The 18,729-nt window shown below is 70.2% G+C and carries 16 protein-coding genes and 1 riboswitch; of the genes, 5 read left to right on the forward strand and 11 right to left on the reverse strand.

What is annotated here, in order from left to right; translation table 11 throughout:
- Nucleotides 1-22: 22 nt before the first annotated feature.
- The 10 genes from ACGFYU_RS24365 to ACGFYU_RS24410 all read right to left on the reverse strand — a co-directional run bounded on the left by ACGFYU_RS24365 (nt 23) and on the right by ACGFYU_RS24410 (nt 11,017).
- Nucleotides 23-877 carry a thioesterase family protein gene (locus ACGFYU_RS24365; protein WP_393829434.1) on the reverse strand — a complete coding sequence of 285 codons (855 nt, stop codon included), beginning with the start codon at nt 875-877 and terminating at the stop codon, nt 23-25.
- Between the two features lie 44 nt (nt 878-921).
- The gene (locus ACGFYU_RS24370) at nt 922-1,578 is read right to left on the reverse strand and encodes a trimeric intracellular cation channel family protein (RefSeq protein WP_393829435.1); all 657 of its coding nucleotides are present in this window, start codon (nt 1,576-1,578) and stop codon (nt 922-924) included.
- A gap of 319 nt (nt 1,579-1,897) precedes the next feature.
- Nucleotides 1,898-2,983: an ABC transporter ATP-binding protein gene (locus ACGFYU_RS24375; RefSeq protein WP_393829530.1), complete on the reverse strand. Its 1,086-nt coding sequence runs from the start codon at nt 2,981-2,983 to the stop codon at nt 1,898-1,900.
- Nucleotides 2,984-3,021: 38 nt separating this feature from the next.
- Nucleotides 3,022-4,116, reverse strand: coding sequence for an ABC transporter ATP-binding protein (locus ACGFYU_RS24380; RefSeq protein WP_393829436.1), 1,095 nt, complete (start codon nt 4,114-4,116; stop codon nt 3,022-3,024).
- On the reverse strand, nt 4,113-5,111 hold the full coding sequence (locus tag ACGFYU_RS24385) for an ABC transporter permease (RefSeq protein WP_393829437.1): 999 nt from the start codon (nt 5,109-5,111) through the stop codon (nt 4,113-4,115). The genes ACGFYU_RS24380 and ACGFYU_RS24385 overlap by 4 nt, the downstream gene beginning before the upstream one ends.
- 145 nt (nt 5,112-5,256) lie before the next feature.
- The gene (locus tag ACGFYU_RS24390) at nt 5,257-7,032 is read right to left on the reverse strand and encodes an ABC transporter substrate-binding protein (RefSeq protein ID WP_393829438.1); all 1,776 of its coding nucleotides are present in this window, start codon (nt 7,030-7,032) and stop codon (nt 5,257-5,259) included.
- A gap of 82 nt (nt 7,033-7,114) precedes the next feature.
- On the reverse strand, nt 7,115-8,110 hold the full coding sequence (locus ACGFYU_RS24395) for an ABC transporter permease (protein ID WP_393829439.1): 996 nt from the start codon (nt 8,108-8,110) through the stop codon (nt 7,115-7,117).
- A 432-nt stretch (nt 8,111-8,542) separates the two neighbouring features.
- Entirely contained in the window at nt 8,543-9,283 is a 741-nt protein-coding gene (locus ACGFYU_RS24400; RefSeq protein ID WP_393829440.1) for an enhanced serine sensitivity protein SseB C-terminal domain-containing protein, read from the reverse strand.
- A 62-nt stretch (nt 9,284-9,345) separates the two neighbouring features.
- Nucleotides 9,346-10,089, reverse strand: coding sequence for an enhanced serine sensitivity protein SseB (locus tag ACGFYU_RS24405; protein WP_393829441.1), 744 nt, complete (start codon nt 10,087-10,089; stop codon nt 9,346-9,348).
- 250 nt (nt 10,090-10,339) lie between these two features.
- A complete protein-coding gene (locus ACGFYU_RS24410; protein ID WP_393829442.1) occupies nt 10,340-11,017 on the reverse strand; it encodes an AAA family ATPase in 678 nt (225 codons plus the stop codon).
- A 205-nt stretch (nt 11,018-11,222) separates the two neighbouring features.
- Nucleotides 11,223-11,326: riboswitch (glycine riboswitch) on the forward strand.
- Between the two features lie 166 nt (nt 11,327-11,492).
- Here ACGFYU_RS24410 and gcvT point away from each other — a divergent pair.
- From gcvT to ACGFYU_RS24435, 5 genes are all read left to right on the forward strand, one after another.
- Nucleotides 11,493-12,608, forward strand: coding sequence for a glycine cleavage system aminomethyltransferase GcvT (gene gcvT, locus ACGFYU_RS24415; RefSeq protein ID WP_393829443.1), 1,116 nt, complete (start codon nt 11,493-11,495; stop codon nt 12,606-12,608).
- 80 nt (nt 12,609-12,688) lie between these two features.
- Nucleotides 12,689-13,072, forward strand: a complete 384-nt coding sequence (gene gcvH / locus ACGFYU_RS24420; protein ID WP_393829444.1) for a glycine cleavage system protein GcvH — start codon at nt 12,689-12,691, stop codon at nt 13,070-13,072.
- 14 nt (nt 13,073-13,086) lie between these two features.
- Nucleotides 13,087-14,343, forward strand: coding sequence for a serine hydroxymethyltransferase (gene glyA / locus ACGFYU_RS24425; protein ID WP_393829445.1), 1,257 nt, complete (start codon nt 13,087-13,089; stop codon nt 14,341-14,343).
- Between the two features lie 173 nt (nt 14,344-14,516).
- A complete protein-coding gene (locus ACGFYU_RS24430) occupies nt 14,517-16,175 on the forward strand; it encodes an APC family permease (RefSeq protein ID WP_393829446.1) in 1,659 nt (552 codons plus the stop codon).
- A gap of 128 nt (nt 16,176-16,303) precedes the next feature.
- Nucleotides 16,304-17,686, forward strand: a complete 1,383-nt coding sequence (locus tag ACGFYU_RS24435) for an L-serine ammonia-lyase (protein ID WP_393829447.1) — start codon at nt 16,304-16,306, stop codon at nt 17,684-17,686.
- 63 nt (nt 17,687-17,749) lie between these two features.
- Here the strand turns inward: ACGFYU_RS24435 and ACGFYU_RS24440 are convergent, their stop codons facing one another.
- Entirely contained in the window at nt 17,750-18,709 is a 960-nt protein-coding gene (locus tag ACGFYU_RS24440; protein WP_393829448.1) for a hypothetical protein, read from the reverse strand.
- Between the last annotated feature and the right edge of the window lie 20 nt (nt 18,710-18,729).

The raw sequence follows: 18,729 nt of genomic DNA on the forward strand, positions 1-18,729 counted from the left end.
CCCAAACGCAGGCGGGGCTGGATCAGCTGCGGGGGGCGCGGGCCAGTTGGCGGGACTGGGCTACCAGGTGGTCGGCCGAGTCCCAGACTTCGGCGTCCTCCTCCAGGAAGCCGCCGGCCAGGTTACGGGTGGTGATCGAGATACGGAGGGGGCCCGGGGCCGGGCGGCGGCGGATGTGGGTGGTGAGTTCCACCGTCGGGGTCCAGCCGAGCAGGCCGAGGTCGAAGGAGGTCGGCGGGAGGGCGTCCACCGCGAGGAGCATGGAGAGCGGGTCGGCGTCACGGCCGTCGGCCAGTTCGAACCAGGCCCGCATCTCGCCCTTGCCCGAGGGGGCGCCGACGGCCCAGCCCGCGGTCGCGGGGTCCAGTCGCAGCCGCAGCCGGTCGACGATCGCGGAGCTGCCCGGGATCGGGGCCGGGCCGGCCTCAGGCCCGAGGCAGTCCTCGTACGCGGGCATGACCGGCGGCAGTGCCGTGGTGCGGACGTCCTCCGGCAGCGAGGAGAGGTCGCCGAAGGAGGCGAGGACGCGGATGCGCTCGACCTCGACGCCATTCTCGTCGTACTGGAACAGCGAGGCCTGGCCGGTGGAGAGGGTGCGGCCGACGCGGGCGACCTCGGTGCGGATCACGGCGGGGCCGGGCACCGAGGAGGTCAGGTAGTGGGCCGAGACCGAGAAGGGGTCCGGGTGCGGCAGGGCCGCCGACAGGGCCCGGCCGACCAGGGCCAGCAGGTAACCGCCGTTGACGGCGGTGATGATCGTCCAGCCTGCGGAGAGCTCCGCGTCGTACACCCCGGGCTCGTCCGCGCGCGCGGTGACGGTGGTGTCGCGGTCGAACTCGCTGTCGCCGATGGATGCCTGGGCAGCTGCGTGTGACATGTAAACGACGGTACACCTGGCGGCTACTAAGCGGTAGCTTTTTTCTACGGCTCTTCGGCCACGGACGAGCGTCGGTTCCAGGCCAGCGGGGCCCGCCAGTGGTAGCGCATGGCGAGCAGGCGCAGGACGAAGGTGGTGACGATCGCGACGGCCGTGGTGAAGGCGTTGAGGACATCGAGGCCGATGAAGACGGCGACCATCGAGGCGCCGACGACGGCGGGCACGGCGTACATCTCGCGGTCACGGAGCAGGGACGGCACCTCGTTGACCAGCACGTCGCGCAGGACGCCGCCGCCGACGGCGGTGGCGAGGCCCAGCGCGGCGGAGGCGGTGAGGCCGAGGCCGTACTCGTACGCCTTGGTCGTGCCCGTCACGCAGAACAGGCCGAGGCCGGCGGCGTCGAAGACGTTGATGGCGCGGTTGATGCGCTGGACCTCGGGGTGCAGGAAGAAGACGATCGCGGCGGCGATGAGGGGGGTCAGGAAGAAGCTGAGCTCGCCGAAGGCGGCCGGGGGGACGGCGCCGATGACGAGGTCGCGGAAGAGGCCGCCGCCGAGGGCGGTGACGAGGGCGAGGACGGCGATGCCGAAGACGTCGAAGTTCTTGCGGACGGCGAGGAGGGCGCCCGCGGTGGCGAAGACGAAGATGCCGGCGAGGTCCAGGGCATGCTGGATCCCGGGCGGGAAGAGATCGTGGAGCACCGGGCCATTGTCACCTGCGGCGCCGCCGCCGCGCCCCTACCGGGGGCTCCGCCGCCGGAGGGCCGGGCTGCGCCCGGCCCCTGGGGCTCCGCCCCAGACCCCGCGCCTCAAACGCCGGCGAGGCTGAATGTGCGGCGCCGCTGCCGGGGGCTCCGCCCCCGGACCCCCGCGCCTCAAACGCCGGCGGGGCTGGATTTGTCCCCGTCGAGGCTGGATTTCCCCGGTGGGGCTGGATTGTCCCCGGCGGAGCCGGAGGGCATGCCGACGGGGCCGGGTTGTGCCGTTGTACGGCTGCCCGGCCCCGTCGGCGTTTCGGCCGCTACTCCGAAACCGTGGCCACCGCATCGGCCGCGCCCGGCAGGGGCTGGTCGCCCGGCGCCTGGTCGGGGGCGTTCTCCGGGTGGTGGCAGGCCACCTGGTGGCCCGTCTTGAGCGCCAGCAGCGGCGGTTCCTGCGTCGTGCAGATCTGCGTCGCCTTCCAGCACCGCGTGTGGAAGCGGCAGCCGCTCGGCGGCGAGATCGGGGACGGCACGTCGCCCTTGAGCAGGATGCGGCCGCTCTTGGCACCGCGCCGGCGCGGGTCCGGTACCGGCACGGCCGACATCAGGGCCGTCGTGTACGGGTGCATCGGCGCCTCGTACAGCGACTTGCGGTCGGCCAGCTCGACGATCTTGCCGAGGTACATCACCGCGATGCGGTCCGAGACGTGCCGGATGACCGACAGGTCGTGCGCGATGATCACGTACGTGAGGCCGAGCTCCTCCTGGAGGTCGTCCAGCAGGTTGACCACCTGGGCCTGGATGGAGACGTCCAGGGCCGAGACGGGCTCGTCGGCCACGACCAGCTTCGGCTTGAGGGCCAGTGCCCGGGCGATGCCGATGCGCTGGCGCTGGCCGCCGGAGAACTCGTGCGGATAGCGGTTGTAGTGCTCCGGGTTGAGGCCCACCAACGACAGCAGCCGCTGGACCTCCGCCTTGAGCCCGCCCTCCGGCTCCACGCCCTGCAGCTTGAACGGCGCGCCGACGATCGTGCCGACCGTGTGGCGCGGGTTCAGCGAGCCGTACGGGTCCTGGAAGATCATCTGGATGTCGCGGCGCATCGGCCGCATCCCGGCGACACCGAGGTGGGTGATGTCCTTGCCCTCGAACTCGACCTTTCCGCCGGTCGGTTCGAGGAGCCGCGTGATCAGCCGGCCCATGGTCGACTTCCCGCAGCCGGACTCGCCGACGATGCCGAGGGTCTCCCCGCGCCGGACGTCGAAGTCGATGCCGTCGACGGCCTTGACCGCGCCCGCCTGCCGCTTCAGCAGCCCCTTGGTGATCGGGAAGTGCTTCGTCAGGCCCGTCACCTTGAGCAGGAGCTCGGACTCGGGAGCATCGGGAGAGCCCGTGGCCTGCGCGGGGATCGCGGCTGCTTCCGTCTTCTTGGTCTCAGGCGTGTCGGTCACAGCTTCGGCGCAATCTCTTCGGTCCAGATCCGGGTCCGCTCCTCCTGCGACATGTGGCAGGCGGACCAGTGGCGGCTGCCGTCCTCCGTGAGCTCCGGCCGTACCGTACGGGTCACATTGCCCTTGGGTACGTCGGCGTACGGGCACCGCGGGTTGAACGCACAGCCGCTCGGGATGTTGATGAGGCTGGGCGGCGAGCCCTTGACCGGGATGAGGCGCTCGGTCTGGTCGCGGTCGATGCGCGGCATCGAGCCGAGCAGGCCCCAGGTGTAGGGGTGCCTGGGCTCGTAGAAGACCTTCTCGGCGCTGCCCCGCTCGACGCACCGGCCGCCGTACATCACGAGGAGGTCGTCGGCCATCTCGGCGACGACGCCGAGGTCGTGCGTGATCATGATGACGGCGGAGCCGAACTCCTTCTGCAGATCCCGGATGAGGTCGAGGATCTGGGCCTGGACGGTGACGTCCAGGGCGGTGGTCGGCTCGTCCGCGATGAGCAGCTCGGGGTTGTTGACCAGCGCCATCGCGATCATCGCGCGCTGGCGCATGCCGCCGGAGAACTCGTGCGGGTAGCTGTCGACCCGCTTGTGCGGCTCGGGGATGCCCACGCGGTCGAGGAGCTCGATCGCCCGCGTGCGCGCGGCCTTCTTGTCGACCTTGTGGTGGACCCGGTACGCCTCGGCGATCTGCTTGCCGACGGTGAAGTACGGGTGCATCGCGGACAGCGGGTCCTGGAAGATCATCGCGATCTCCCGGCCGCGCAGCCTGCGCACCTCGTCCTCGTCGGCGGAGAGCAGCTCCTTGCCGTTCAGCCAGATCTCGCCGGAGATCCGGGCCCGCTGGCGGCCGTACTGGCCGACGCGGTGCAGACCCATGATGCCCAGCGAGGTGACCGACTTGCCGGAGCCGGACTCGCCCACGATGCCGAGGGTCTTGCCCTTCTCCAGCGTGAAGGAGAGGCCGTCGACCGACTTGACCAGTCCGTCCTCGGTCGGGAAGTGCACCTTGAGGTCGCGGACTTCGAGGAAGGCGCTGGAGGGCTGCCCGGCGCCGACGGGCTCGTTGAGAGCTCCGGTCTTGGTGAGATCGGTCATGACAGCCTCACTCGGGGGTCGATCACCGCGTACATGAGGTCAACGATGAGGTTCGCGGCGACGACGAAGAAGGCGGAGATCAGGGTGATGCCCAGGATGACCGGCAGGTCGTGGTCGCTGATGGCACGGACCGCGCTGTAGCCGAGGCCGTGCAGCGAGAAGGTGGACTCGGTCAGCACCGCGCCGCCCATCAGGGCGCCGAGGTCCAGGCCCAGCACGGTCAGGATCGGGGTCATCGTCGAGCGCATGGCGTGCTTGCCGATGACGACCGGTTCCGTCAGGCCCTTGGCGCGGGCCGTGCGGATGTAGTCCTCGTTGAGGACTTCGAGCATGGTCGCGCGGGTGAGCCGCGCGTACATCGCCGCGTAGAGGAAGGCGAGCGAGACCCACGGCAGGATCATGCCGTTGAACCACTTGCCCGGGTCGTCGGCGAAGGTCGCCTCCGGCCGCCCGAACCAGCCGAGCTGGTCGGAGAAGAGGGCGATGAAGAGCATGCCCGTGAAGTAGATGGGGAGGGAGACGCCGGCGAGGGCGACGCCCATCGCCGAACGGTCCAGGGCTGAACCGCGCTTGAGGGCGGAGACGACGCCGGTGGCGACGCCGCCGATCACCCAGAGCACGACCGCGCCTGCGGCGAGCGAGAGGGTGACCGGGAGCCAGTCGAGCAGCAGCGGCCAGACCTCCTGCTCGGTCTTGAAGGAGTAGCCGAAGCAGGGCGCGGCGCATTGCGTGACGTCGGAGCCGTTGGCGTACGTGCGACCCGCCACCAGCCCGACGATGAACTTGCCGAACTGGACGAGGATCGGGTCGTCGAGACCCATCTTCTGCCGGATGCCCTCGATGGCGGCGGGGTCGGACTGCTTGCCGACGAAGTACAGGGCCGGATCCGTCCCGATCAGCTTCGGGAAGAGGAAGAAGATTCCGAAGGTCACCAGACAGATGACCAACAGCATGACGATGACGGCGAAGATCCGTCGGATGAGATATGCAAGCACTGCGCTCGGCCTGGCTGCGGCCCGGGGGCGCCCCCTTCTGGAGAGCGCCCCCAAGCCGTAACCGCGGCCATCACCTGCCCTTCGTGCCTAGCGGGTGTGGCACTGGAACACTGGAAAGTGGATCTGAACCGGGTCTGACGGACTACTACTTGGTGACGCCGAGCGACGCGTAGTCGTAGCGGCCGTTGTAGGCGTCGGAGGTGTAGGCGTTCGTCAGCCGGTCGCTGCGCCACGTGATCGTCTTGTCGAAGACGAAGGGCAGGTAGACCGCGGCCTCGGAGACCTTCTGGTTCATCTGCTTGTAGATGTCGCCGGCCTTGGCCGGGTCGGTCTCGGCGATGGCCTTGTCGAACAGGCCGTTGATCGCCGGGTCGTTCAGCTCGGAGAAGTTGTTGTTACCGCTCTGCAGGATGAAGCGGCCGTCGACCAGCGGCTGGGAGAAGCCCTGCCCGGTCGGGAAGTCGGCGCCCCAGCCCATGATGATGATGCCGTAGCCCTTCTCCTTGACGACCTTCGGCGAACCGATGATGCCGGAGGTCTGGGCGCCGTCGAACTGGTCGACGTCGGCCTCGATGCCGACCTGCTTCAGGGCGTTCTGGAGCGAGACGGCCGTGGCGATCTCGACCGGCTTGTTGTTGCGGACCGCGATGGTGGTCTTGAAGCCGCTCTCCTTGCCACAGGCCTTCAGGGCGGCCTTGGCCTTCTCGACGTTCGGCTTGCCGTCGTTCTTCAGGACCTCGTAGGGGTCGTACGAGGCGTCCGAGCCCTTGATGCCCAGCGGGAGCATGTTGGGGGCGATGTCACCACCGGCCTGCGGGCCGCCGCGGGCGGTCTGCAGGGACTTGTGGTCGGCACCGTAGATGACGGCCTTGCGGCACTCGATGTTGTCGAAGGGCGCGACGGTCGTCGGCATGACGGCGTACCGGATGAAGCCGGTCTGGCCGTTGTCCAGGTTCGCCTTGTGGTCCTTCAGCGCGGTGGCGCGGGCCGCCTGGCCGATGCCGGTCGCGTTGATGTCCAGGTCGAATTCGCCGTTCATCAGGCGCTTGTCCATGTCGTCCGCGTTCGCCATGAACGTGACCGAGATGGTGTCCGGGAGCGCCTTGCGGATCGTGTCCGACTCGGGCTTCCAGTTCTCGTTGCGCGAGAGCTTCATGCTTTTGTTGGGCTCGTACGAGTCGATCTTGTACGGGCCGTTGGAGAAGGGCTTCAGGCCGTACTTGGCCGCGGTGTCCTTCTCCTGCTTGACCGGGCTCGCCGCCGGCATGGCCAGCATCTGCTCGAAGTCACCGTTGGGCTGCGGGAGCTTGAAGATGATGGTCTTCGCGTCCGGGGTCTCGATCGCCTTGAGGCCGAGCTTGTCCGGGGCGGTGTCCTTGTACGGGCCCGGGTACTCGGTCTTCGGGTCCAGGACCTGCATCAGGTAGACCGGGCCGCCGGAGATGACGTCCTGGGCCCAGGTGCGCTCGATGCCGTACTTCACGTCCTGGGCGGTGACGGGGGTGCCGTCCTCCCAGGTCACGTTGTCCTTGAGGGTGTACTTGTACGTCTTGCCGCCATCGCTGATCTCGGCCTTGGCGGTGGCGAGGTCGGGCACCAGGTCGGTGCTCTGCTCACCCGGGGCAGCCTTGTAGCTCACCAGCTGCCGGGTGTAGTAGCGCTGGAAGTCCCACACGAAGCCGTAGTAGCCGCGCTGCGGGTCCCACGAGTCGGCCTCCTGGGTGCCGACGAACTTGAGCTCGCCGCCCTTCTTGTCCGACGCGTTGGCGACCTTGCCTATGCCGGCGTTGAAGCCGCCCGAGGCGCCCGCCTTCTCGTCCTTCTTGTCGTTGCCGCCACAGGCGGTCGCGGTCAGCATGGCCGCGAGCACGACGGCGGTGCCGGCGGCCAGTCTGCGCTTCGACGTGCGATGGGTAGTCACGATGCTCGCAACCCTCCGTTGTAGTACCGGTGTTCCGGTGTGCTTACGGCTCGAAGCCGGTTCCTGGTGTGCCCTGCGATGGCTAGCGGGAGCCCTTCGGGTCGAGGGCGTCACGGACGCCGTCGCCGAAGAGGTTGAAGGCCAGCACGGTGATGAAGATCGCTACGCCGGGGAAGATCATGAACAGCGGATCGTCCTCGTAGGTCCGCACGGCCGTGGAGAGGGTCTCTCCCCAGGACGGCGTGGGCGGCTTGACGCCGACTCCGAGGAAGCTCAGGGCGGCCTCGGTCAGCACGTTGGTGGGGATCATCAGCGTCGAGTAGACGGTGATGGGCGCCACCAGATTCGGGAGCAGTTCGCGGAAGAGGATGTACATGCGGCCCGCGCCGAGGCTGCGCGCGGCTTCGACGTACTCGCGCTCGCGCAGCGACAGGGTCTGCCCGCGGACGATGCGGCCGATGTACGGCCAGCCGAAGAAGCCGATCACCAGCACCAGTACGGCGATGCGCAGGCCCGATCCCTCGAAACCCCACAGCTTGCTGGGGATGACGGAGATCAGCGCGATGATGAACAGCAGCTGCGGGAAGGCCAGCAGCAGGTCCATGACGCGGCTGATGGCGGCGTCGATCCAGCCTCCGAAGTAGCCGGCGATGATGCCGAAGAAGGTGCCCAGCGAGACCGCGACGAAGGCGGACAGGAAGGCCACCAGGAGCGAGATCCGGGCGCCGTAGACGATCCGGCTGAAGACGTCGCGGCCGTTGACCGGCTCGATGCCCAGCAGGAAGTCGCCGCTCATGCCGCCCCAGTCGCCGGCCGGCAGGCCGAGGAGCGGGTCCAGCAGGTCCTCGTGCAGCTCCTCCGGCGGGTGGCCGAAGGCCTTGACGATCAGCGGCGCGAAGATCGCGACGAGGATCAGGAGGAGCACGACGACACCGCCGGCCAGGGCGACCTTGTCACGCTTGAGGCGCAGCCAGGCGATCTGCCACGGCGAGCGGCCCTCGATCGCCTTCTGCGGAGCGTCGGGGGCGGCCACGGCCGCGGGCTCGGCCTCGCTGGTGTCGTGCAGTGGTGCCGTCATCGTGGTGGGGACCCCTCTCGGCCGACGGTGGCCGGCCCATGCCCGCCGCTGTGGCGGCTTTGGTTCTTTCGGCGTCGCTGATGGTGCGATTGGCGCGAAATGCGCCTGAAGTGCACGTGAAGAGCTGGTGCTTGCGGGATTGACCGGCCTTCGGTGGGGGGAGTCTTCAACGGCCTCTCAATCGCCCGCCAGACCTGCCGGTGATGTGATGCGCAACCGTGATCTGCGTCTACACCTTCCGTTATCCGAACCGCGCGCTCTGGTGAGCGGTGAAACAGTGCCCCTTCGGCCCGGAACGGACATCCGGCCCAACTGCCATTTCAGGCACGGTTCTTGGGTGGATTCGGCGGATATGCCGAAGGCCGCACCGGTGGGTCCGGTGCGGCCTTCGAGATGAATGTCTCAGTATGCGGATATGCCCGCAGGAGCTGCTCAGTAGGCGGGAGCCTGGCCCTCGCGGTCGTAGAAGGGGCGGGTCTGCGCGCGCAGCCACATCGCCACCGGGTCGTGCTCGTCCGCCAGGGCGACCGTGCACACGGGAACGCCCTCGGGGACCGCGCCGACCGACTGCCGCATCATCTCCCGTACGGATTCCAGCGCCGGCGCGGAGGCGTCGTAGAGGTCGAGCCCGACGGCGAGGTACGGGGAGCCGAGCGCGGGCTGCACCCAGGCGCGGCGCAGCGACCGGACGGCCGGGGTGCGGTGGGCGTGCTGGGTCAGCAGCCCGTAGAACTGCGGGAGCTCGATGGCGGGCTCGGAGAGCCGCAGCGGTCCGGCCGGCATCCGGTCCAGGCCGGTCGCGATCCGGCGCAGGTCCGCCCAGGGGATGCCGAGGCCGCCGCCCTGGGCGTGCGGGTTCAGCCACAGGCCCCAGCGGTCGGGGTAGAGCGCGCGGGCGATGTCCCGCCCGGTGACGACCTCGTAGCCGCGGTTCCAGCCGCTGGCGGCCAGTTCCTGCGGGGAGGTCACGCAGGGCGCGTACCCGAGGCCCTCGACCTCCATGCCGCCGTACTGGGCGTCCGGTGAGCCCGACTGCCCCTGCCAGAGCAGCATCCACAGGCGGCCCTCGCCGAGGGCGTGCAGAAGCGACTCGTATCCCTCATAGCGCCCCGGAGTCACCTGGCGCAGCATGTGCTCGACCTGCCCGGCCGCGGCCGTGCCTGACGCACTCACCCGGTACCCCTCTTCGTCTTCGTCCGCCCGTCGTCCACACGTCCCGTCCAGCTTAAGCGGCGCTACGGGAGGTAGAAGGGGCGTACGCGCTCACGAATCCAGTCCGTGACCGGGTCCTCGGCGGCGTCCAGGAGGATCAACTGCACCGGCCACGGCGCCGGTACGCGGGCCAGGGCGCGGCCGAGCGCGTCCATCGGGGCGTTTCGCATCTCGGGCTCCCATCCCAGCAGGCGGACAGCGACGAACAGTTCCGGCGCCCCTCCCTCGACGCTGGCGAGGCAGCGGTGGGCGGCGGCGACCACGCCGGTGGAGCGGAACTCCTCGGCGGCGGCGGCCAGGAAGTCCACCGGGTCTTCCTGCCAGTCGGGCTCGTAGAGCCGCACGCGGCCGCCGGTGGTCGGGCCGTCGAGGGGGGTCCGACCGGTGCGGCACAGCTCCGCCACGGCGGGCGGGGGGAGCGGGAGGCCGACGGCGCCCTCGGGGTTGAGCGCGATGCCGAGCTGCGGGGGCAGGCCGCGGGCGAACTCGACGGCGGGTGCCACCGCGAAGTCCATGCCGGGGCCGACGCAGGCGTGGAACTGGGCCTCGGAGCTGTACACCGGGACGTACGCCGCGCCGCCGATCTCCATGGTGGGCAGGGTCAGGCCCTCGGTGCCGCCCTGCTCGGGGGAGCCGCCGGCGGGCAGGGGCACCCACAGCCGGCTCCGCCCGAGGACCTCGAGGATCCGCCCGCCGGCGTCCGGCTGCCCGAGCGCCGCCCCGAGCACCTGCTCCAGCTCATTCCCCGGCCAGCCGCCGCTGTGCATGTGCCCCTGCCTTCGCTTCCCGCCGATGTAGGTGGAGAGGCTATCGGCCCGGGTGCGGCGCCACTTCCTGGGGCTCCGCCCCAGACCCCGCGCCTCAAACGCCGGCGAGGCTGGGTTTTGCCCGCCTGAGTGCACAGGTGCGGCCAATAGACCGGGGCTCGGCCCCACGCCCAGCGGACGGCAGCAGCCACATCCAGCCTCGCCGGCGTTTGAGGCGCGTCGTCTGGGGCGGAGCCCCCGGCAACGGCGCTCAAACGTGGAACGCGATGTGCGTCACCGCGGCCGCCGAGCGGCGGTCCAGGAGGGTGGCCGAGGCGCAGCCGGCCGGGGGGCGGCCCGATTCCGCGTCGCGCAGGAGGCGGGCCACCGCGCCCCGGTGGCGGGCGAAGGCGTAGGAGGAGACCCGGCGGCCCCGCGCCGCCTGGCCGGACAGGGCCTCCTCGGGGCTGGTGTCCAGGAGGAGCAGGTGCAGCGCACGGCCCCGGCGGCGCGCGGCCGCCGCGAGCAGGCTCCGCACCCAGGTCTGCGTACCGCAGTCGTGGACGACGACCGAGGCGCCGGAGCGCAGGGTGCGCCACAGCCCCCAGTAGTGGGCGGCGCGGACCAGCGGGCGGTAGACGGCGTACGGCAGCGCCCCCGGCATCCGGCGCTCCCAGCGCTCGCGCGTGTCCTGGGAGTCGATCGCCCCGCCCTCGGCCGCCGCCCGCTTGATCAGCGTGCTCTTGCCGCCGCCCGGCAGCCCGGACACCACCACGATGTCCCCCGCGGCGAAGCCCAGCCGCCGCGGGCCACGCACGCCGGGCCCGCGCAGGTCGCGGACCGGACCGGCCGGCCCACGGCGGCCCCGCGCGCCGGCGGCGGCCGCGGCCGCACCCGCGCCGCTCCGCTGCACCGGCACCGCGTCCACGGTCCCCGGCGTTGTCGCCACCACTCCGAATCTCCGCACAGTGTTCGCCTCCCCCGAATCGGGTCCCAAGGACCCTTGCCCACTGAGTGTAAAGAGACGGTAATCCGGGGGCCCCGGTTCCGGTCTGCCCGCTCGAGATCCGCACGAACCTTCGGACCCCCACCCCCGATCACCGCGGTGGCGTGCAATGATGTGCGCCATCTGGACCAACTGCATACCGGCCGCTTGAATCCGCGCGGGAGAGTCCCGGCACGCCGCAAGGCCGTGCTCGGGCGCCGAAGGAGCAAGAACCTCCCTTGAATCTCTCAGGCCCCGTACCGCGTGGATGAGGCAGATCTGAAAAGCGAGCTCTGCGACGTGCAACAGCTCCACCCAAGGTGCAAGCCGGGGACCCCTGTCTGATCGGGGGCACTCTCGGCGAACCTCTCAGGTTCCGATGACAGATGGGGAGGACCCTCCTCGTCATGTCATGCCCTGGGACCCGGGAGCCACACCCATGAGCACTGCCCCCCGTCTGACCGCCCTCGATGCGGTGCACCGTTCGCTCGGTGCGACCATGACCGACTTCGCGGGCTGGGACATGCCGCTGCGGTACGCGAGCGAGCGCGACGAGCACAACGCCGTACGCACCAAGGCCGGCCTCTTCGACCTTTCCCACATGGGCGAGATCACCCTGACCGGCCCGGAGGCCGTCAAGGCCCTGGACTACGCGCTGGTCGGCAACATCTCCACCGTCGGCGTCGGCCGGGCCCGGTACACGCACATCTGCCAGGAGGACGGCGGGATCGTCGACGACCTGATCGTCTACCGCCTGGGCGAGACCGAGTACATGGTCGTCGCCAACGCCTCCAACGCCCAGGTGGTCCTCGACGCCCTCACCGAGCGCGCCGCCGGCTTCGACACCGAGGTCCGCGACGACCGCGACGCGTACGCGCTGATCGCCGTCCAGGGCCCCGAGTCCCCCGGCATCCTCGCCTCCCTCACCGACGCCGACCTGGACGGCCTCAAGTACTACGCGGGTCTGCCGGGCACCGTCGCGGGCGTGCCCGCGCTGATCGCCCGTACCGGCTACACGGGCGAGGACGGCTTCGAGCTGTTCGTCTCCCCCGAGCACGCCGTGGAGCTGTGGCAGGCGCTGACCAAGGCCGGCGAGGGCGTGGGCCTGGTCCCGGCCGGCCTGTCCTGCCGCGACACCCTGCGCCTGGAAGCGGGCATGCCGCTGTACGGGCACGAGCTGAGCACCTCCCTCACGCCCTTCGACGCCGGTCTGGGCCGGGTCGTGAAGTTCGAGAAGGAGGGCGACTTCATCGGCCGCGCCGCCCTGGAGGCGGCCGCCGAGCGCGCCGCGGGCAACCCGCCGCGCAAGCTGGTCGGCCTGGTCGCCGAGGGCCGCCGCGTCCCGCGCGCCGGCTTCCCGGTCGTCGCCGACGGCCAGGTCATCGGCGAGGTCACCTCCGGCGCCCCGTCCCCGACGCTGGGCAAGCCGATCGCGATGGCGTACGTGGACGCGGCGCACGCCGCGCCCGGCACCTCCGGCGTCGGCGTCGACATTCGCGGTACGCATGAGCCGTACGAGGTCGTGGCCCTGCCGTTCTACAAGCGGCAGAAGTAATCCTCGTACCGCGCTCGAACCGTCTCAGCCCGCAAGACCCCTGTTCGTATCCACTCCCCCGCATCCAGGAGAATCAGGCCATGAGCAACCCCCAGCAGCTGCGTTACAGCAAGGAGCACGAGTGGCTGTCGGACGCCGAGGGCGGCGTCGCGACGGTCGGCATCACGGAGTTCGCGGCCAACGCGCTCGGTGACGTCGTCTACGCCCAGCTCCCCGAGGTAGGCGACACGGTGACCGCGGGCGAGACCTGCGGCGAGCTGGAGTCGACCAAGTCGGTCAGCGACCTGTACTCCCCCGTCACCGGTGAGGTCGTCGAGTCCAACCAGGACGTCGTGGACGACCCGTCGCTGGTGAACACCGCCCCGTTCGAGGGCGGCTGGCTGTTCAAGGTGCGCGTCGCGGAGGAGCCGGCCGACCTGCTCTCCGCCGAGGAGTACGCCAAGCTCACCCACTCCGACAACTGACCCAGGGACTCCTGATGTCTGTGCTGAACACCCCTCTCCACGAGCTCGACCCGGACGTCGCCGCCGCCGTCGACGCCGAACTCGTGCGCCAGCAGTCGACCCTGGAAATGATCGCGTCGGAGAACTTCGCTCCGGTCGCCGTCATGGAGGCCCAGGGTTCGGTCCTGACCAACAAGTACGCCGAGGGCTACCCCGGCCGTCGCTACTACGGCGGCTGTGAGCACGTCGACGTGGTCGAGCAGATCGCGATCGACCGCATCAAGGCGCTGTTCGGCGCCGAGGCCGCGAACGTGCAGCCGCACTCGGGCGCGCAGGCCAACGCCGCCGCGATGTTCGCGCTGCTGAAGCCGGGCGACACGATCATGGGCCTGAACCTGGCCCACGGCGGTCACCTGACCCACGGCATGAAGATCAACTTCTCCGGCAAGCTCTACAACGTGGTCCCGTACCACGTCGACGAGTCGGGCCAGGTGGACATGGCCGAGGTCGAGCGCCTCGCCAAGGAGTCCAAGCCGCAGCTGATCGTCGCCGGCTGGTCCGCCTACCCGCGCCAGCTGGACTTCGCCGCCTTCCGCCGGATCGCGGACGAGGTCGGCGCGTACCTGATGGTCGACATGGCGCACTTCGCCGGCCTGGTCGCCGCGGGTCTGCACCCCAACCCGGTGCCGCACGCCCACGTCGTCACCACCACCACGCACAAGACCCTCGGCGGTCCGCGCGGCGGTGTCATCCTGTCGACGCAGGAGCTGGCCAAGAAGATCAACTCCGCGGTCTTCCCGGGCCAGCAGGGCGGCCCGCTGGAGCACGTGATCGCGGCCAAGGCGGTCTCCTTCAAGGTCGCGGCCTCGCCCGAGTTCAAGGAGCGCCAGGAGCGCACCCTGGAGGGCGCGAAGATCATCGCCGAGCGCCTGGTGCAGCCCGACGTCACGGAGGTCGGCGTCTCCGTCCTCTCCGGCGGTACGGACGTCCACCTGGTCCTGGTCGACCTGCGCAACTCCGAGCTGGACGGCCAGCAGGCCGAGGACCGGCTCCACGAGATCGGCATCACGGTCAACCGGAACGCCATCCCGAACGACCCCCGCCCGCCGATGGTCACCTCGGGTCTGCGCATCGGTACGCCGGCGCTCGCCACCCGAGGTTTCGGCGCCGAGGACTTCACCGAGGTCGCCGAGATCATCGCGGCCGCGCTGAAGCCGGCCTACGACAGCGAGGGCCTGAAGGCGCGCGTCTCCGCGCTCGCCGCGAAGTTCCCGCTGTACCCGTCGCTCTAGGCAGCGCCCTTGGGAGGGCCCGGCCTTGTTTTGCACAGGGCCGGGCCCTTCTCATGACCAAAGCCCCAGGTGGATGCGGTCCATTGCCACTGAGATAACCAAAAACTGGCAAATAGGCTCCCCATAAAGGAAGAAACCGCAGCAAGGCATCCCCCTCAGGACGGACACGACGCATGGACATGAGCGCAGCCAACAAGAAGGGACTCAGTCTCTTCGCGCTGGTCATGATCGGCATAGGTTCGATCTTCGGATCGGGCTGGCTCTTCGGCGCCGGCACGGCCGCCCAGGTCGCCGGCCCCGCGGCACTCGTGGCCTGGGTCATCGGCGCGGTCTTCATCGGCATGATCGCCATGTCCTACGCCGAGGTCGGCGCGGCCTACCCGATCCCCGGCGGCATGGCCCGCTACGGCTCCATCTCGCACGGCCCGGTCCTCGGCTTCATCACAGGCTGGGCGGTGTGGATCGCGGTCGCCTCGCTGATCCCGATCGAGTCGATCGCGGCCACCCAGTACATGTCCTCCTGGAGCTTCGGCTGGGCCAGGGACCTGGTCGACGCCGAGTCCCACCGGCTGACCGGCTTCGGCATGGGCGTGGCGCTGCTGCTCACGGTCCTGCTGTGGCTGTCCTGCTACTGGTCGGTCCAGCTCCTCGCGAAGATCAACTCTCTGCTGACCCTGGTCAAGTTCGCCATCCCGGTCCTCGCCGTCGTCGCACTGATCGCCTCCGGCTTCCACACCGAGAACTTCACGGCCCACGGCGGCTTCGCCCCGAACGGCTGGACGGCCGTCCTGACCGCCGTCACCACCTCCGGCGTGGTCTTCGCCTTCAACGGCTTCCAGGCCGTCGTGAACCTCGGCGGGGCCGCCAAGAACCCGGGCCGGGCCATCCCGATCGCCCTGGTCGGCGCGCTCTCGCTGGGCCTGGTCATCTACCTCGCCCTCCAGGCGGCCTTCCTGGGCTCCGTACCGCCGGAGCACCTGGCCCAGGCCGGCGGCTGGTCGGGCGTGAACTTCAACTCGCCGTTCGCCGAGCTCGCCAAGCTGCTGATGATCCACTGGGTCGTCGTGATGCTCCAGTTCGGCGCCTTCATCTCCCCCGCCGGCTCCAACATCGCCAACGTTGCCTCGGCCGCGTACATGGTCCAGAACCTCTCCGAGACCGGCTTCTTCCCGAAGAAGCTGGCGCAGACCCACCCCGTCTACGGGACCGCGCGCCCGGCGATGTGGATGAACCTCGGCTTCTCGGTCCTGCTGCTGGTCACGGTCGGCCACAGCTGGAAGACCCTGGCCCCGATCATCTCGGCCGCGATGGTGATCTCGTACCTGATCGGGCCGATCGCGGTCGGCGTCTTCCGCCGCACGAAGCCGGACCTGCCCCGTCCGTTCCGTCTCCCGTTCGCCTCCGTGCTCTGCCCGCTGACCTTCGTCTTCGCCGCCTGCGCGCTGTACTGGTCGAAGTGGCCGAACACCGGCATCGTCACCGCACTGACGCTGCTGGCCGCCCCGATCGCGGCGCTGGTGCTCCGCCGCAAGGGTGAGAAGAGCCTCAGCCGGCAGTTCGCCCCGGCCTGGTGGATCGTCTTCTTCCTCGGCGCGCTGTCCCTGCTGTCCTGGCTCGGCTCCACCGACTTCGGCGGCCGCGGCGCCATCCCGGGCGGGGTCGACATCGCCCTGGTCGCGGTGATGGCCCTGGTCACGTACTTCTGGGCCGTCCACGCGGGCGTGAAGGCCCACTACGCGGGCCTGCCGGGTCCGGACCCGGTCCTCGACGCCGAGACCGCCCGGGACGCCGTACGCGGCGACGTACGGGAGCACGAGCTGACACCCGCCTGACGCCTTCCCCTCCCGTCCGGCAGACGAGCCGTTCACCTCGCCACGTTAAGCTCGTCTGTCGGACAAAATCCGAACAATCCACCTCTCCTGCCCCCTCCCACCCCACGAGCAGACAAGGGAGTCCGCCAGTGGCCATCTCCGTCTTCGATCTCTTCTCCATCGGCATCGGCCCGTCCTCCTCCCACACGGTCGGTCCGATGCGCGCGGCACGCATGTTCGTGACGCGGCTGAAGAAGGACGGCGTACTCGCCCAGACGGCCTCCGTCCGGGCCGAGCTGTTCGGCTCCCTCGGCGCGACCGGCCACGGCCACGGCACCCCCAAGGCGGTGCTGCTGGGCCTGGAGGGCCACTCCCCGCGCACGGTGGACGTGGAGACGGCGGACGACGAGGTCGAGCGCATCCGCAAGAGCGGCCGGCTGCGCCTGCTGGGCGCCGAGATAGGCGATGTCCACGAGATCGCCTTCGACGAGCCGAACCAGCTGATCCTGCACCGCCGCCGCTCGCTGCCGTACCACGCGAACGGTATGACGCTCTTCGCGTACGACGCCGCCGGCACCCCGCTGCTGGAGAAGACCTACTACTCGGTCGGCGGCGGTTTCGTCGTGGACGAGGACGCGGTCGGCGAGGACCGGATCAAGCTCGACGACACCGTGCTGAAGTACCCCTTCCGCTCCGGCGACGAGATGCTGCGCCTCGCGAACGAGACCGGCCTGTCGATCTCCTCGCTGATGCTGGAGAACGAGAAGGCCTGGCGGACGGAGGAGGAGATCCGCGAGGGCCTCCTGGAGATCTGGCGGGTCATGCAGTCCTGCGTCTCGCGGGGCATGTCCCGCGAGGGCATCCTCCCCGGAGGCCTGCGCGTGAAGCGCCGGGCGGCCTCCACGGCGCGCCAGCTGCGCACCGAGGGCGACCCGATGATGCACCGCAGCGAGTGGACGACGATCTACGCGATGGCGGTCAACGAGGAGAACGCGGCGGGCGGCCGGGTCGTCACCGCTCCCACCAACGGCGCGGCGGGCGTCCTCCCCGCGGTCCTGCACTACTACATGAACTTCGTGCCCGGCGCGGACGAGGACGGCGTGGTCCGCTTCCTCCTCGCCGCGGGCGCGATCGGCATGCTGTTCAAGGAGAACGCCTCGATCTCCGGCGCCGAGGTCGGCTGCCAGGGCGAGGTCGGCTCGGCCTGCTCGATGGCGGCCGGCGCCCTCGCGGAGGTCCTGGGCGGCACCCCGGAGCAGGTCGAGAACGCCGCCGAGATCGGCATGGAGCACAACCTGGGCCTGACGTGCGACCCGGTCGGCGGCCTGGTCCAGATCCCGTGCATCGAGCGCAACGGCATGGCGGCCGTCAAGGCGGTCACCGCCGCCAAGATGGCGATGCGCGGCGACGGCAGCCACAAGGTCTCCCTCGACAAGGTCATCAAGACCATGAAGGAGACCGGCGCCGACATGAAGGTCAAGTACAAGGAGACGGCCCGCGGCGGCCTCGCGGTCAACGTCATCGAGTGCTGAGGCCCCGGGCCCCGTACAGGCCCCGACCCGCACCGCGGGTCGGGGCCTTCCCCGTGCCCGCGGTCACCGGCTGCCCCGCAGCGTCACCCCGTACCTCGCGCGCAGGCGGCCGATCTCCCACCACGCCACCGCCGACACCGACGCCGGACCGCCGATCACGGCGAGGATCTGGATGAACGGCGGTCCCGGCGGCGTTCCGGTCATGGCCAGGTTGAAGACCGCGAGCTCCCACACCAGCACGCCCGTCAGCAGGGCCGGGAGCGCGGCGTGCACCTCGGAGGTGCCGAAGGCGGTGGGGATCAGCGTCGTGGAGGCGAAGCAGACGAAGAACAGCATCCACAGCACCGGTGCGAGCAGGGCGATCGTGAGGAACGGGCTGAAGACGTAGGCCTGGAACTGCCGGCCGAGCAGCGCCATGCCCGCGAAGAGCAGCGGCACGGCCGTGAAGGCCGCGAAGTACCACAGGGCCGTGCGCACGGCGGGGCGCAGGCGGGTGCGCATCCCCGGCCGTGCGGCCTCGGGCGCGAGCCGGACCAGCACCATGATCACCACCGGCGCGGTGAGGAGCAGCAGCCACGGCGTGACGGCGAGCCGGAGCACGTACTGCCCTTGGATCTCCGCGAGGTCCGTCTCGCTGCCGTAGACGACGAGGATCAGGAAGGACGCGAGCAGGGCGGCCACGGCCCGGACCTTCTGCACGCGCATCAGCTGCGGATCGAGGATGCGGCGGTATGTGTGCGGGGGAAACCTCAGGTGGGCCTGCCGGCGGGCCGAGCGGGCCAGCGGATAGGCGAGGACGGGCAGGAGCAGGGGCCATAAGCAGAACAGGATCGCGGCCCACGCGCAGCCGTGGACGGGCAGCCGTCGCAGTATCTCCAGCAGCGGAGGCCAGTCACCCTCGCGGAAGCGCTGCCACAGCGGACGGGGCTCCTCGTACGGGAAGGCCGGCCCCCCGTACGGGAAGGCCGGCCCCCCGTTCGGCTGCCACGCCGGGCCGTAGGGGTTCTCTCCGCCGAAAGTCACGCCGGTTTCCTTCCTGGGTG

It is taken from the genome of Streptomyces sp. NPDC048337 (genome assembly GCF_043201175.1).
Lineage (GTDB): Bacteria > Actinomycetota > Actinomycetes > Streptomycetales > Streptomycetaceae > Streptomyces.

Bases quoted from the DNA above. Each gene is read 5' to 3' on its own strand.
- ACGFYU_RS24365 (WP_393829434.1), bottom strand. From the start codon at position 877: ATGTCACACGCAGCTGCCCAGGCATCCATCGGCGACAGCGAGTTCGAC.
- gcvT (WP_393829443.1), top strand. From the start codon at position 11,493: ATGAGCACTGCCCCCCGTCTGACCGCCCTCGATGCGGTGCACCGTTCG.
- ACGFYU_RS24405 (WP_393829441.1), bottom strand. From the start codon at position 10,089: ATGCACAGCGGCGGCTGGCCGGGGAATGAGCTGGAGCAGGTGCTCGGG.
- ACGFYU_RS24380 (WP_393829436.1), bottom strand. From the start codon at position 4,116: ATGACCGATCTCACCAAGACCGGAGCTCTCAACGAGCCCGTCGGCGCC.
- ACGFYU_RS24430 (WP_393829446.1), top strand. From the start codon at position 14,517: ATGGACATGAGCGCAGCCAACAAGAAGGGACTCAGTCTCTTCGCGCTG.
- ACGFYU_RS24395 (WP_393829439.1), bottom strand. From the start codon at position 8,110: ATGACGGCACCACTGCACGACACCAGCGAGGCCGAGCCCGCGGCCGTG.
- glyA (WP_393829445.1), top strand. From the start codon at position 13,087: ATGTCTGTGCTGAACACCCCTCTCCACGAGCTCGACCCGGACGTCGCC.
- gcvH (WP_393829444.1), top strand. From the start codon at position 12,689: ATGAGCAACCCCCAGCAGCTGCGTTACAGCAAGGAGCACGAGTGGCTG.